The sequence below is a fragment of the Blautia sp. OF03-15BH genome, from assembly GCF_003463065.1.
Lineage (GTDB): Bacteria > Bacillota > Clostridia > Lachnospirales > Lachnospiraceae > Limivivens.
In genome coordinates, this window is record NZ_QSCM01000001.1 from 272792 (window position 1) to 287725 (window position 14934).

13 protein-coding genes are annotated in these 14934 nt (G+C 48.7%); 3 read left to right on the forward strand and 10 right to left on the reverse strand.

Annotated elements, in window-relative coordinates; all coding sequences use genetic code 11:
- Window positions 1-2: 2 nt before the first annotated feature.
- Together guaB and nrdR are read right to left on the reverse strand one after the other, a co-directional pair.
- On the reverse strand, window positions 3-1457 hold the full coding sequence (gene guaB / locus DXA57_RS01250) for an IMP dehydrogenase (protein ID WP_117764088.1): 1455 nt from the start codon (window positions 1455-1457) through the stop codon (window positions 3-5).
- 76 nt (window positions 1458-1533) lie between these two features.
- A complete protein-coding gene (nrdR, locus tag DXA57_RS01255; protein ID WP_117764089.1) occupies window positions 1534-1983 on the reverse strand; it encodes a transcriptional regulator NrdR in 450 nt (149 codons plus the stop codon).
- Window positions 1984-2114: 131 nt separating this feature from the next.
- On the opposite strand from nrdR, the gene DXA57_RS01260 reads away from it, so the two are divergent.
- Entirely contained in the window at window positions 2115-2372 is a 258-nt protein-coding gene (locus DXA57_RS01260) for a YlmC/YmxH family sporulation protein (RefSeq protein ID WP_117764090.1), read from the forward strand.
- Window positions 2373-2374: 2 nt separating this feature from the next.
- On the opposite strand, the gene DXA57_RS01265 is transcribed toward DXA57_RS01260, so the two are convergent.
- Both DXA57_RS01265 and sigG read right to left on the reverse strand, forming a co-directional pair.
- Window positions 2375-3364, reverse strand: coding sequence for a Gfo/Idh/MocA family protein (locus DXA57_RS01265; protein ID WP_117764091.1), 990 nt, complete (start codon window positions 3362-3364; stop codon window positions 2375-2377).
- 259 nt (window positions 3365-3623) lie between these two features.
- Window positions 3624-4400, reverse strand: a complete 777-nt coding sequence (gene sigG, locus DXA57_RS01270; protein WP_117764092.1) for an RNA polymerase sporulation sigma factor SigG — start codon at window positions 4398-4400, stop codon at window positions 3624-3626.
- 195 nt (window positions 4401-4595) lie between these two features.
- On the opposite strand from sigG, the gene DXA57_RS01275 reads away from it, so the two are divergent.
- Window positions 4596-4952, forward strand: a complete 357-nt coding sequence (locus DXA57_RS01275; RefSeq protein WP_117764093.1) for a hypothetical protein — start codon at window positions 4596-4598, stop codon at window positions 4950-4952.
- Between the two features lie 198 nt (window positions 4953-5150).
- On the opposite strand, the gene DXA57_RS01280 is transcribed toward DXA57_RS01275, so the two are convergent.
- The 4 genes from DXA57_RS01280 to DXA57_RS01295 form a co-directional block, all read right to left on the reverse strand.
- Complete coding sequence (locus tag DXA57_RS01280) at window positions 5151-6509, reverse strand: sensor histidine kinase (RefSeq protein WP_117764094.1); 1359 nt, start codon at window positions 6507-6509, stop codon at window positions 5151-5153.
- Window positions 6506-7180, reverse strand: a complete 675-nt coding sequence (locus DXA57_RS01285; protein ID WP_117764095.1) for a response regulator transcription factor — start codon at window positions 7178-7180, stop codon at window positions 6506-6508. The genes DXA57_RS01280 and DXA57_RS01285 overlap by 4 nt, the downstream gene beginning before the upstream one ends.
- A gap of 15 nt (window positions 7181-7195) precedes the next feature.
- Window positions 7196-8965 carry a Na/Pi cotransporter family protein gene (locus DXA57_RS01290; protein ID WP_117764096.1) on the reverse strand — a complete coding sequence of 590 codons (1770 nt, stop codon included), beginning with the start codon at window positions 8963-8965 and terminating at the stop codon, window positions 7196-7198.
- Between the two features lie 124 nt (window positions 8966-9089).
- The gene (locus DXA57_RS01295) at window positions 9090-9737 is read right to left on the reverse strand and encodes an HAD family hydrolase (RefSeq protein ID WP_117764097.1); all 648 of its coding nucleotides are present in this window, start codon (window positions 9735-9737) and stop codon (window positions 9090-9092) included.
- Window positions 9738-10176: 439 nt separating this feature from the next.
- Here DXA57_RS01295 and DXA57_RS01300 point away from each other — a divergent pair, with 439 nt between their 5' ends.
- Window positions 10177-11907 carry an ammonium transporter gene (locus DXA57_RS01300; RefSeq protein ID WP_117764098.1) on the forward strand — a complete coding sequence of 577 codons (1731 nt, stop codon included), beginning with the start codon at window positions 10177-10179 and terminating at the stop codon, window positions 11905-11907.
- Window positions 11908-11963: 56 nt separating this feature from the next.
- Here the strand turns inward: DXA57_RS01300 and glgB are convergent, their stop codons facing one another.
- Together glgB and holA are read right to left on the reverse strand one after the other, a co-directional pair.
- Complete coding sequence (gene glgB / locus DXA57_RS01305; protein ID WP_117764099.1) at window positions 11964-13877, reverse strand: 1,4-alpha-glucan branching protein GlgB; 1914 nt, start codon at window positions 13875-13877, stop codon at window positions 11964-11966.
- Window positions 13878-13949: 72 nt separating this feature from the next.
- Complete coding sequence (gene holA / locus DXA57_RS01310; protein WP_117764100.1) at window positions 13950-14927, reverse strand: DNA polymerase III subunit delta; 978 nt, start codon at window positions 14925-14927, stop codon at window positions 13950-13952.
- Between the last annotated feature and the right edge of the window lie 7 nt (window positions 14928-14934).

Sequence of the window (14934 nt, forward strand, 5' to 3'; positions counted from 1 at the left end):
TCTTATTCGTCTACGCTGTAGTTCGGTGCTTCTTTGGTGATGTGAATATCATGCGGATGAGACTCTTTCAGAGAAGCGGCAGAAATCTTAACAAAACGGCCATTCTCTTTCAGTGCTTCGATCGTAGAAGTTCCGCAATAACCCATACCTGCTCTTAAACCGCCCATCAGCTGGAATACGGTATCTTCTACACTGCCCTTATAGGCAACGCGTCCTTCCACGCCTTCCGGAACCAGTTTCTTCGCATTGCTCTGGAAGTAACGGTCTTTACTTCCATTCTCCATAGCAGCGATGGATCCCATACCACGGTAAACTTTATATTTTCTTCCCTGATAAAGCTCGAAGGTTCCCGGGCTCTCGTCACAGCCTGCAAAGATGGAACCCATCATGCAGACATTCGCACCTGCTGCGATTGCTTTGGTCATATCACCGGAGTATTTGATTCCGCCATCTGCAATGATGGGAACACCATACTCCTTGGCAACCTCGTAACAGTTCATAACGGCACTAATCTGCGGAACACCGATACCTGCTACCACACGGGTAGTACAGATAGAACCGGGTCCGATACCGACTTTGACAGCATCCGCACCAGCCTTGATCAGATCTCTGGTTGCCTCGCCGGTAGCCACATTTCCTGCAATGACCGGAAGCTCCGGATATTTCTCTTTGATCATCTTCACGCAGTTCAGTACATTGACAGAATGACCATGAGCGGAATCCAGAACAACAACGTCTACGTGAGCTTTTACCAGAGCATCCACACGATCCAGAACATTGGCAGTGATACCTACTGCAGCTCCGCAGAGCAGACGGCCCTGTGCGTCCTTTGCAGACAGGGGATATTTGATCTGTTTTTCAATATCTTTGATAGTGATCAGACCACGGAGGTTGAAATTATCATCCACGATCGGAAGTTTTTCCTTTCGTGCTTTTGCCAGGATCTTCTTTGCCTCATCCAGAGTGATGCCTACCTTGGCAGTGATCAGATTTTCAGAAGTCATGGATTCTTTGATCTTCTTGGTGAAATCTGTCTCAAATTTCAGGTCACGGTTGGTAATGATACCTACCAGTTTTCCATTTTCAGTAATGGGTACGCCAGAGATCCGGAACTTGGCCATCAAGTCATTGGCATCTGCCAGTGTATGCTCCGGTGACAGATAAAAAGGATCTGTGATTACGCCATTTTCTGAACGTTTCACCTTATCTACCTCATCTGCCTGTGCTTCAATGGTCATGTTCTTGTGAATGATACCAATTCCTCCCTGACGTGCCATAGCGATCGCCATCCGATGCTCTGTAACCGTATCCATACCGGCGCTCATCATCGGAATGTTAAGCTTAATGGTCTTTGTCAGATATGTGGTCAGGTCTACCTGATTCGGAATTACTTCAGAGTATGCCGGCACAAGCAGCACATCGTCAAAAGTAATACCATCGCCAATAATCTTACCCATTCTTATCCTTCCTCACTTTCAGATTTTAACGTTAATTTTAGCACAGCGTGTCACAAAATGTCAACCGCTCAATAGATCAGCTCAGTATTTTTTTCAGTTCATCCATGAAAGTGTTGACATCTTTAAACTCCCGATAAACAGAAGCAAACCGTACATATGCCACGGCATCCAGGTTTTTCAGCCGTTCCATAACGATCTCACCGATGACTTTGCTGTCGATCTCCTTTTCTTCCCGGCTGAAAAGTTCGGTCTCCACAGAGTCTACCAGCTCATTCATTTCCGACACCGGGATGGGTCTTTTATAGCAGGCACGAAGTACACCCGCCTCCACCTTTCTCCGGTCATACTGCTCCCTGGTCTGATCTTTTTTGATCACGATCAGTGGAATGGTCTCTACCTTTTCATAAGTTGTGAATCGTTTGCCGCAGGCATCACAGAGCCTCCTTCTACGGATCGATGAATTATCATCTGCCGGTCTCGAATCCACAACCCGTGTGTTGTCCTGATTACAGTAAGGGCATTTCATAGGTTTCCTCCTTATCGTACATTCCGCTACTCTCCATAGTTTTGAGTATAGTCAATCTGCGAAACGGTGTCAATGCATACTTGCGACTTTTTTCGCATATTATAGAAGGAATAACTCCGGAGGTATCTCGTTTGCGCCTTCTGGAACTCCGTCAGAAAGAAGTCATCAATATCCGTACCTGTGCTTCCTTAGGCTGCGTCATGGATCTTCTCATCAATGAGAAAAACGGCTGCATCCTCGCACTGATCATCCCCGGTCCCGGACGGTTCTGCTGCGTCCTCGGCCGGGATACGGAATATATCATCCCCTGGCAGCAGGTCTGCCAGATCGGCCGGGATATCATTCTGGTAGACATCGATGAAAAAGAATGCCGGAAAAAATGTGAATGAGTTTACCCTTCATCCGCCGGGAAATGGATTCCTCCGTCTTTACGGGCTGCTTCCAGAAGCTTCATGACCGTCAGGCTGTGCTCCAGAAGCCGGTCTGCTGTTTCCCGGTCATCTTCTGTCAGAATCCGGTCAAACTCCAGCATTTCATCCACCATCCGGTGTCTCTTCTGATTTTTTGTGAAAGTCCTGGTCACTCCACCGGCAAAAACCGTCAGCTCTGCCACCTGGCTCGGAATACCATTGACCCGGATATAGCCGTCTTCTCCCTGAATGACTGCATATCCCGGACTCTCCGAATCCTTGGCTCCCGAAAGCACCGCATGAAAATCCGGATATTCCAGCACTGCCGTTCCGGAAGTATCGATCCCGTTGAATCCGATTCTCGGATAATAATGGATCTTCTCCGGCATCCCGAAAAGCCCTGCCGTAAAATGCAGGTTATAGATATTGATATCCATCAGGGAACCGCCGGAAGAAGCCGGATCAAAGGCCGGAAGCACTTCCCCTTTCCGATACTGGTCATAGCGGCTGGAATACTGGGAATAATTACACTGGACCATTGTGATCTTTCCCAGCTCCCTGATGTGTTCCCGGATCCAGTGATAGTTCGGAAAATGAAGAAGTGTGATCGCTTCCAGCAGAAACAGCTTTTTCTCTCTTGCCAGCGAAACCAGTTTCTCCGTCTCCTTCACCGTGGAAGTGAAAGGCTTTTCGTTGATCACGTTCCGACCTGCCAGAAGCGCTTTTTCCGCATAAGCCGCATGCATCTGGTTGACGATTCCAAGATATACCGCATCCATCTTTGCTTCCTTCAGAAAGCTTTCATAATCGGTATAAAGAGCCGGGATCTGATAGATTTCCTGCAGTTCCCGCCCTTTTTCCACACTCCCGGGGCGGCAGACCAGTGATGTCACCTCGATCCGCTCCTGTGTTTTCTGCATTTCCAGAAATTCCCGGACAATTTTTCCGGTTCCCACAATTCCTACTTTCATCTTCACTTCCTCCTTGATTTTTCTAACACTATAACACACTTTTTCAGAACACGCCACAGACACACGGCAAACGGTCTGTCTGAGACAAAAAGAAAGCCGCCGGGAGAAAGAGTTCGCGGTTACTCTGCTCCGGGCGGCTTTCCTAATATGATTTAGGAGAAAGTATGAAAAAGAATATCTTTGTTGCACCTTTAATATAATGGCAAAATATGTCTAAATTATGAAGAAGGCCGGAAGGTTTTGTGAACTTTTTGTCAGCTTATCTCAGATAATGACGCAGTGTTCTCAACGCATTTTTTTCCAGCCGGCTGACCTGTGCCTGAGAGATCCGTATAAAGCCTGCCACCTCCATCTGTGTCTTTCCTTCATAAAAACGCAGACGGATGATCTGCCGTTCCCGTTCTGTCAGCTTTTTTACTGCCTCATTCAAAGCAAGCACTTCGATCCAGTTTTCTTCCCTGTTCTTTTTATCGCTGATCTGATCCATGACATAGAGCGTGTCACCTCCTTCTGTATAAACCGGATCATAAAGACTCATAGGCGTCTGGATCGCATCCATGGCGTAAACGATCTCTTCTTTTGGAATACCGATCTCCTCTGCGATCTCCATGATGGTCGGCTCCTTCAGATTTTTCTTCACATAGCCATCTCTGGCATAAATGGCTTTATAAGCCGTATCCCGGAGTGAACGACTGACCCGTATGGAATTATTGTCTCTGAGATACCGGCGGATCTCTCCGATGATCATCGGCACCGCATACGTGGAAAATTTCACATTCAATGTGGGATCAAAATGATCAATGGCTTTCATCAGTCCGATGCAGCCGATCTGAAACAGATCATCCGCATTCTCGCTGCTGCTTCCAAAACGGCGGATCACGCTTAATACCAGTCGCAGATTTCCTTTGATATACAGTTCTCTTGCCTCCAGATCTCCTTCTTTTATCCTCTCAAAAAGTGCTTCCTTCTCCTCATTTTTCAAAAGCGGCAGCCTGGCCGTATTGACGCCGCAGATCTCTACTTTATTCAGAGCCATGGTTTCATCCTCCTATACAAGCTGTTCGTCTGTACAGTAAGATCATTCACCATCTGATTTTCAAGTATACGTTTTTCGCCAAAATTTTAGAAACTTTTCGGCCTTGACAAAAAGAGCGTGACATTTCGTGCAAAAAAGGTATAATGAAACTGAAGCATTGATCCGAAACTTTTACCTGAAGGAGGAATTTTCATTATGCGTGTATTATACAAGGATTTTTCTGACGGATATCTGTCTGTGGCAGAAGTGACCGGCACTACTTATTACGAAGAAGAAAAGGTTCTGGAATTCATTGGTTCCGACCGTGATTTCGCCATTCAGGCCGATGAGAAGCTGGCTGAAAAACTGGTCCGTGAGCTTTATGAAAACGGCCGGCTGGATGTCAGCGGATATGAACCGGCAGATGTGGATTTCCTGTTTGAAGAGGATGAAGATTTCGAAGAGGAGGATGCGGATTTTGATGATGACGATGTTCTGAATGTTTATTTCGCTGATGACGAAAATGACGGCATCCGGATCCCCCGCACCATCCGTTTCCCGAAAAAACCGTGATAAAAAAGCAAGCCTATGCAGCGATCCTGCCATAGACTTGCTTTTTTATTTGTAACTGTTCAGAGCCAAGCAGATTTTCATGCAAAAGTGTGAATCATGCTTGCATGAATGAACACTTTTACATGGAAATCTATTTGGCGGATACGCCACACCGACAAAATGCGAAGCATTTTGGAGGCTGGCTCTGAACAGTTACTTTTATTTTTTGAAAAGAACCGCGATCTTCGTTCCTTTTCCTTTTTCACTTTCCACCCGGATCTTTGCCTGATGAACCATAGCTGCATGCTTCACGATCGAAAGCCCAAGCCCCGTTCCTCCGGTCTCTCTGGAATGGCTTTTATCCACCCGGTAGAACCTTTCAAAGATCCGTTCCTGGTCTTCTTTTGCAATGCCGATCCCGTTATCCTCCACGCTCCAGGCAATGCCCTCCGGCACTTCCCGAAGGTCCACATGGACTTTTCCCTTCGCTTCTGTGTATTTCACCGCGTTATCCGTCAGATTATAAAAGATCTCATAAAGCAGCCGGTAATTCCCACGGATCGTTCTCGTATCTTCTCCGGTGAAAATAAGAGCAAGCTCTTTTTTATCCGCCTGCGGTTCCAGATTTTTCAGCACTTCCCGGCTCATTTCACCGATGTCCACGGTTTCAAGGGGCAGTTCTCCGCTGTTTTCATCCAGCTTGGAAAGTTCAATGATATCCTCCACCAGATTCTTCAGCCGCGTGGCCTCATGATGGATCCTTCCCGCAAATTCCGGAATGTCCTCCGGTCTTACCATACCGTTTTCCATGATCTCCGCATAACCGGAAATGGACATGAGCGGTGTTTTCAGTTCATGGGAAACATTGGCAGAAAATTCCTTTCGGACTTCTCCCGCTTCCTTTAGTTCTTCCATCTGCTGCGCGATCTGCCGCTTCTGTTCATCCAGACGCACCAGCAAAGGCCGCATTTCCTCGTAGACCACATTTTTCAAAGGATGTTCCAGATCCATCTCGTTGATCGGCTTCATGATCTTCCCCGTCTGCACCGTGATGATACAGAGGGTAAAAAGAAGGACCAGAAGAACCACAGCACCGAGGATCAGTGTGCCGGAAAACAATGTTTTAAATACACTGTCAGTTGTCCTTGCCACACGAAGAATCTCACCGTTATCCAGTCGCACGGCATAATAGTACGTCTGCCTGGAAAGTGTTTCGGAATAACGGACCATCTCACAGGAGCCATTTTCCTGTGCTTCCACAAATTCCGGACGGTCCGCATGATTTTCCATGGTTGCCGGATCTTCTTCTGAATCATAGAGAACCGTTCCTTCCGGATCTTCCAGAGTGATCCGGTTTGCTGTCGTCTGACCGACGGTAGACACCAGATAAACGTCCCCGCTTGCTCCCGGTTCCCTAGCTGCATCCATCAGCGTGCGCACATACTCTGCCTCGTCCCGGATGCTGCTTTTCACTGCCTCCCGTACCTTTTCATACATGACAAGACTGGCTGTGAGAAACGACAAAAATACTGCAACGATCACCAGAAAACTGGCGTTTTTCAGCATTTTTTTCCTCATTTCAGCTCTCCGATCCGATATCCGACTCCACGGACGGTTTCAATCAAAGTACCGGCATCTCCCAGCTTCTGTCTGAGTGAACGGATATGGACATCCACCGTCCTGGTCTCTCCATCAAAATCATATCCCCAGACATGGCCGAGAAGCTGGTCTCTGGTAAGTACGATGCCTTTGTTCTCTACCAGGTATTTCAGAACTTCAAATTCTTTCAGTGTCAATTCCACAGGACGACCGTTTTCCTGTACTTCATGCCGTTCCACCAGAATGGTGATCGGACCGCAGTTCAGTTCCTTTTCCCCCTGTTTCTGACCGCTCCGCCTTAACACGGCTTTTACTCTCGCAAGGAACTCCATCATACCGAAGGGCTTGGTGATATAATCGTCCGCACCCCCGTCCAGACCTTTTACCTTATCAAATTCAGCTCCCTTGGCCGTAACCATGATCACTGGGATCTCCTTTGTGGAGTTGTTTGATTTCAGTTTGTCCAGGATTGCATAACCATCCTCACCCGGAAGCATGATATCCAGAAGGATCAGTTCCGGGCGGTTGTTCTTCAGTTCCTGAAACAGTTCTTTTCCGGACGAAAAGCCCTGTGCCTGATATCCGGTAGTACTCAACGTATAGACAAGAAGTTCCCGGATATTTCGGTCATCTTCCACACAAAAAATCATAATTTTCCTCCTCGCTTACGGGAGAACATACTGTTCCCTCTCCTGTGCCACGATCCGGTGGAATTCTTCATTGCTCTGGGATTTTACCTGCTCCAGATAACTGTGCGTATCGAAAGAATCCTCCTGCACCTGAAGAATACAGACGGCAATATTGGAACAGTGGTCTGCCACCCGTTCCAGATCGGTAATGATGTCTGACAGGATAAAGCCCATTTCAATGGTACACTTTTCCTCTCTCAGACGCTGCACATGACGTTTTTTCACTTCCTGGTTCAATTCATCGATAACTTCTTCCAGCGGTTCCACCTTACCGGCAAGAACCGTATCTTTCTCTTCAAATACACTCACTGCTGTTTTTACAATATCTTTCACTGCCCGGCAGAGGACATTCAGTTCTGCCAGTGCTTCGTCAGAAAAAGCCAGTTTTTTCTGATCCAGTTCCCTTGCCGCTCCTAGGATATTCACCGCATGGTCAGAAATACGTTCAAAATCTCCGATGCAGTGAAGCATAATGGACAGATCATGGCTGTCCCGGCTGCTGAGATCTTTCTGATTCAGTTTCACCAGATAGGTACCCAGTTCGTCCTCGTAACGGTCTACTTTCTCTTCTGTATTTTCTATAAAAGAAGCTTTTTCTTCCTCATAACCCCCAAGAAGGGACAGTGCCGCTGAAAAAGATTCTTTTGCACACTCTGCCATTTTGGCTGCCGCATGGCGGCTCTGCTCCATAGCAAAAGCCGGTTTTTCCAGAAAACGCTGGTCCAGTACAAGAAAGTCTGTATCCACTTTTTCCACTGTCTGGCTGTCTTTTTTGTCCCGGATGGTAAGACAGGCCAGCTTCTCCAGTCCTTTGGAGAAGGGCAGAAGAACAAGCGTCGCAAAAATATTGAACATACTGTGGATCACTGCGATACCTGCCGGACCTGCTGCCTGAGACATAAATGAAAAGTCAACAAAAAGATGCAGGAAATAAAACAGCAGCATAAAAATGGTCGTTCCGATGATGTTAAAGTAAAGATGTACCATAGCTGCCCGTTTTGCATTTTTGCTGGCTCCTACTGCAGAAAGAAGAGCCGTCACACAGGTACCGATATTCTGACCCATGATAATAGGAAGTGCCACATCATAGCTGACTGCACCTGTCACGCAGAGCGCCTGCAGGATACCTACGGAAGCAGAGGAACTCTGGATCACGGCAGTCAGAAGTGTTCCTGCCAGCATACCGAAAAGCGGATTGGAAAAGTGGGTCAGGATACCGGTAAATTCCGGCACATCTGCCAGGGGTTTTACCGCTCCGCTCATAGTCTCCATTCCGGTCATCAGAATGGAAAAGCCAAGAAGGATCGCTCCTACATCCTTCTTTTTCTCACTCTTGCAGAACATGACAAGAATCACACCGATAAGAGCCAGTACCGGTCCGAAAGTGGTCGGTTTACACAGCTGAATAAAAAAATTGCTGCTTTCGATACCGGAAAGGCTTAAGATCCAGGATGTCACAGTCGTACCGATGTTTGCACCCATGATAACGCCGACTGCCTGAGAAAGTTTCATGATCCCGGAGTTTACAAAACCGACTACCATAACCGTTGTAGCGGATGAAGACTGGATCACTGCTGTTACACCGGCTCCAAGAAGCACTGCCTTGATAGGATTGGAGGTCAGATTCTCCAGGATCTGCTCCATTTTTCCACCGGAGATTTTGGCCAGGCCGTCACTCATCACATTCATTCCATAAAGAAACAGTGCCAGCCCGCCAAGAAGTGTGATTATACTAAAAAAATCCATAAGTTATAAATTCCTCCCTCGATTCATTCATCTTCGCATGGTTTCGAGGTATTATACGGAATTTATGTTAAATCAACGCCGGTATTATGTAAAATCTATGTAAAATCTCCTGCTGTTTTTCTGTTTACAGAAGTTCTGTGAAGTCATGGATAACGAGATCTGCCGTTTTCCGGATGTTTTCCCACTCTTCTTTTGAGCAGTCATCCAGGATTCCCGTCGTCCCGAAGCCGCCATCCCGTGCCCCCCGGATCCCTGCTGCAAGGTCTTCAAAAACCATGCAGTCCGCCGGAGCCACACCGATCCGTTCTGCTGCCGCTTCATAGATATCCGGAAAACCTTTCCCTCTTTCCACTTCTGCCACCGTCACAAAAGCATCAAAATACGTATAGATCTCATTGTGTTTCAGACAGGGTACAAAAAGCTCTCCGTCGCCGGAAGTCGCTGCTGCAATGGGAATGCCCTGCTCTTTCAGCAGTTCCAGATATTCTTTCACACCCGGCTTTAAGGTCACATGAAAGGCATACGCCTCTCTTGCCATCTCACGCCATTCTTTCACAAGCATCTCCGGTGTATCCGGAAAACCAAACCGCTCTTTCGTATATTTTGCCGCTTCCGGGAACCCCATCGCTGCAATCTTCTGCATGTAATCCTCCGGTACAGCAAGGTTTCTTTTTTTCAGGAAATCAATATCGACCTGGCTCCAGACTCCCATGGAGTCCAACAGAGTGCCATCCAGATCAAAGATTGCTCCTTTCCACTGTATTTCTGCCATTTTTTACTCCTTTTTACCGAATTTTTCTATTTTGTCCGGCTCTGTGTAAAGCGGACATTCGCAATCCGCTTCGCGATCTGTCAGTGGGAGCTTTCAACTCCCACTGACATAAGCATCCCCCTCACCCGCCGCTTAGTGTTCCGCGCACTTGAAGCGGGGGAATGCTTATCTGCGTTCATTCTAGTATAAACCCGGACAATTGACAACATCTTTTCTGCATAGAAATATTTCTTCTTGACAACTTCCTTTTTTCGTGTATAATACAAAGCCATAGAGCAAAGGCGTTCTGGAAGACTTCCGGAGCGCCTTTTGTTTATCATAAGACCGGTTTTGTCGTTGGACAGACCAGAAACGTAAGGGCGCGTTTTTTCCAGGTGGAAAGAGCGCGTTTTTTATTTTCTCTTCAGACATGCCGGTCAACAAAAAGGAGGAGAAAATTATGGAATTCTCAGCAGTAAACACAATCTGGGTCCTTGTAGGTGCCGCTCTGGTCTTCTTCATGCAGGCCGGTTTTGCCATGGTAGAGGCTGGCTTCACCCGTGCAAAAAATGCCGGCAACATCATCATGAAAAACCTCATGGATTTCTGTATCGGAACCCCCGTCTTCTGGCTCGTCGGTTTCGGTATCATGTTCGGAGCCGGCAACGGCTTCTTCGGTCAGATCGGCGGTATCGCCTCGGAAGCCAATTATGGAACAGCCATGACACCTGACGGCGTTCCTTTCTGGGCTTTTCTCATTTTCCAGACCGTCTTCTGTGCAACTGCTGCCACCATCGTTTCCGGTGCCATGGCAGAACGTACCAAATTTCTTTCTTATTGTATTTACAGCCTGATCATCAGTCTGGTGGTTTATCCGGTTTCCGGTCACTGGATCTGGGGCGGCGGCTGGCTTTCCCAGCTCGGTTTTCATGATTTCGCCGGTTCTGCCGCTGTTCATATGGCCGGTGGCGTAGCCGCTTTCATCGGTGCCCTGATCCTTGGTCCCCGTATTGGAAAGTATGACAAAAACGGCAAGCCAAAAGCCATTCCCGGCCACAACCTGACCATCGGTGCCCTTGGTGTTTTCATCCTCTGGTTCTGCTGGTTCGGTTTCAACGGCTGCTCCACTGTCAGCATGGAAGGAGAAGCGATCGTCACCGCCGGCAAGATCTTCGTCACCACCAACCTGGCAGCTGCTGTTGCCACCTGTACCGTTATGATCATCACCTGGGTCCGTTACAAAAAGCCAGATGTTTCCATGTCCTTAAACGGAACCCTGGCCGGTCTGGTAGCCATCACTGCAGGCTGCGATACCGTTTCTCCGACTTCTGCTGCCATCATTGGTATCCTGGCCGGTTTCGTCGTTGTTTTCGGTATTGAATTTGTTGATAAAGTCCTGAAAGTAGACGATCCGGTCGGGGCAGTCGGTGTCCATGGGCTCAACGGTCTTTTCGGCACTCTGGCCGTCGGTCTTTTCTCTGATGGAACCGGTACCGAATGGAAGGGACTTTTCACCGGCGGCGGTTTCCATCTCCTTGGCATCCAGATCCTCGGCATTATCTGTGTTATTGCCTGGGTTGCCGTTACCATGACGATCGTTTTCCAGGTTCTGAAACACACGATCGGTCTTCGTGTTCCCGCTGAGGAAGAGATCGCAGGTCTTGATATCGTCGAGCACGGCATCGCAAGCAGTTATGCCGGTTTCTCCGTTCATGATAACGTCGGTCCGGTTCCTGCTCCGATGACCGGTGTCACCAAGGTTTCCGCAGGTACCGCATCCGCCACCCAGGCTCCTGTTGAAGTTTCTCCTTCCGAGGGCTCCCAGGGTACGCATAAGCTCACCAAGGTGGTCATCGTCACCCGCCAGAACAAACTGGAAGAGTTTATGCACGCCATGAATGCCATTGGTGTCACCGGCGTCACCGTTACCAACGTTCTTGGCTGCGGTGTGCAAAAAGGTGCTTCTGCTTACTACCGCGGCGTCGAGATGGATATGAGTCTCCTGCCCAAGGTAAAGATCGAGATCGTAGTCAGTGCCGTTCCGGTACAGACCGTCATCGACACCGCCAAAGCCGTTCTTTATACCGGTCAGATCGGTGATGGAAAGCTTTTTGTCTACGATATTGAAAATGTAGTCAAGATCCGTACCGGTGAAGAAGGATTCGATGCCCTTCAGGATACGCTGCAATAACAACAAAAGCCCGCGTCCGGCTGCTCTCTACAGTCAGGACGAGGGCTTTCTTATGTTTAGAAAGAAAAGATCGCTGCTCCGAAACCGTTCAGATCATAGCAGAAGGACTGCTGCATCTGACCGGAAGGGATCGATTCTGCTTCATATACCTCCGCTTTTTCTTCTTTCTCTCCGCCAAATCTTTTCCAGCTGCTGTCCAGAAGCAGTTCATAGCTTCCGCTCTCCGGCGTTCCCAGGCGGTACTCTTTCCGCTCCACCGGAGTGAAATTGATGACAAAAAGAAGATTTTTCCCTTTTTTTCCAAAGCGTGCAAAGCTAACAATGCTCTCTTCGGAATCATCCGGATCCATCCAGCGAAAACCGGCCGGATCATAATCCAGCTCATAGAGAGCCGGGTACTCCCGGTAGATCTCATAGAGGGCTCTCATATACCGCTGCATCCCCAGATGCTTCGGCTCGGTCAGAAGAAACCAGTCCAGTTCCCGTTGTTCGCTCCACTCCCGTTCCTGGGCAAATTCCTGCCCCATGAAAAGAAGCTTTTTCCCCGGATGCCCCATATAAAAACCATAATAGGCCCTGAGATCTCCGAAGGGATCCAGGCCTTCCCCTGCAGGCATTTTTCCCAGAAGGGAATGTTTTCCGTGGACCACCTCGTCGTGGGAGAGTGCCTGGATAAAATGCTCCGTATAAGCGTAAACCATGCCAAAAGTCAGATGGTCGTGATGATAGCTTCGGTAAATCGGGTCTTTTTCCATATAGGCCAGGGTGTCGTTCATCCAGCCCATGTTCCATTTCATATGAAAGCCCAGACCCTGCCCCTCCGGCTCCCCGGTGACACCCGGCCAGGAAGTGGATTCCTCCGCGATCATCACGGTTCCGGGAGCAAACTTCCGGGTCGTCCGGTTTAAAAGCTGGAGAAATTCCACTGCTTCCAGGTTCTGATTGCCGCCGTAAATATTGGGAATCCACTCCCCCGGTCCTCTGCCGTAATCCAGATAGAGCATGGAGGAAACCGCATCCACCCGAAGACCGTCCAGATGGTATGCCTTCAGCCAGAAAACTGCGCTGGCGCAGAGAAAGTTCCGCACTTCTTTTTTTCCATAGTCAAAGACCTTCGTGCCCCACTCCCGGTGCTCGCCCTTCCGGGGATCTTCGTACTCATAGAGGGGCGTCCCGTCAAAGCAGGCCAGCCCGTGGGTATCCTTCGGGAAATGAGCCGGTACCCAGTCAAGATACACGCCGATCCCTTTCCGGTGCAGGTAATCCACCAGATACATAAAATCTTTCGGATTTCCATATCTGGATGTAGGTGCAAAATACCCGGTTACCTGATAGCCCCAGGACCCGTCGAAGGGATACTCCAGAATCCCCAAAAGTTCCACATGGGTGTAGCCCATCTCCTCCGCATAATCTCCCAGCGCATGAGCCAGCTGCTTATAATTAAGGAAGCCGTCGGGATCCGCCTCAGTTATGGGCCGTTTTTGAAAGGAGCCCGGATGGACTTCCAGGATATTGATAGGCTCGGTCCGATAGTCTTTTTTCTCCCGCCTGGTCATCCATTCCTGATCCCGCCAGCGGTAATCCTCAATGCCGGCCACCCGGGAAGCGTTTCCCGGTCTTACCTCGCTCTCGAAGGCATAGGGATCTGCCTTATAAAGGACCTCACCGGTCCGTGTGTGGATACAGTATTTATAGAGATCCCCCTCGATGGCTCCCGGCACAAAAAGCTCATAGATTCCGGAAGCTCCCAGCCGCTCCATGCACCCGGTAGCCTCCCGCCAGCCATTAAAAGTCCCCACCACGCTGACAGACTTCGCCGCCGGCGCCCAGACAGAAAAACACACGCCTTCCATCCCGTCTTTCTCCGCCAGATGTGCTCCAAACCGTTCATAAACCTCAAAATGCTGCCCGATTCCAAAAAGATACTGGTCCACCTGCCCTGTCATGGTCACATCCTGATACCTCTTCATTCTCTCGTACATCCTTCCCAAACAATTCTGTCAATTTCTGTTTACCATAATAGCATTGGATGGGGCGGATGTCTACATCGTAAACATCACAATCAGCATTTCCACGCTCATCTGGTCGTTCATGCAGCCTGTTTTGACGGCTTCTTCGGCTTCTACGCACTCTCTGACGGCCCGTTCCAGTTCTTCGTAGGTGAAACTTTCCATCTGCCTCCAGGAATTTTTTACGATAAAAGGCTGGATTTTCATACGGGAAGCGATGCTGTTCTGGTCATAGCCCTGGTTTTTCAGTTCTTTCATCTGCAGAAGCTGATTAAACTGCCGGGCGATGAGGAAGAGGATCCGCATGGGTGGCTCCTTCAAGGCCAGGAGGTCATAATAAAGGTCCATGGCTTTTTTCTGCTGCTTCTGAGCCACCGCCCGGATCATATCAAAGATCTTGTTTTCCGTCCGGGTGATGCAGATCTCTTCTACATCTTCCGGGCGGATTTCGTTTTTGTCCAGCGTATAGCAGAAAAGCTTCTCCAGCTCCATCTGGATATTACCCATGTCGTCCCCGGCCTTCTCAAGAAAAAGATGCATCGCGGATTCCGTGATCTGTTTTCCCTCCTTTTTCACACTGGAAAGGATCCAGCGCATGAGGCTCCGTTCGTCCTGACGGCCGAATTCCACAATACGGCCTGCTGCTTTCACTGCTTTATAGAGCTTTCCTCTTTTGTCCACTTCTTCTTCCACGAAGACCATACAGGTGGTGTCCGGCATAGTTTTTATGTAGTCCGCCAGCTCCGGGCTGGCGTTTTTGAAAAAGCCGGTATCCTCCAAAAGGATCAGCCGCTTATCCGCAAAAAAGGGCATGGTCTCCGCCTGATCGATGACCGCTTTCGGATCCACGTTTTTTCCCGTATAAATGGAAAGATTCATCGTATCCCCCTCAGGAAGCACGGCCTCCGTCAGCTTTTTCTTATAGAGCTGGCGGAGATAAGGCTCCTCCCCGCAGAGAAGATATACCTTTTGAAACTCTTTTTTCCGAATGTCCTCTATTAAATCCTTCATGGTTCCT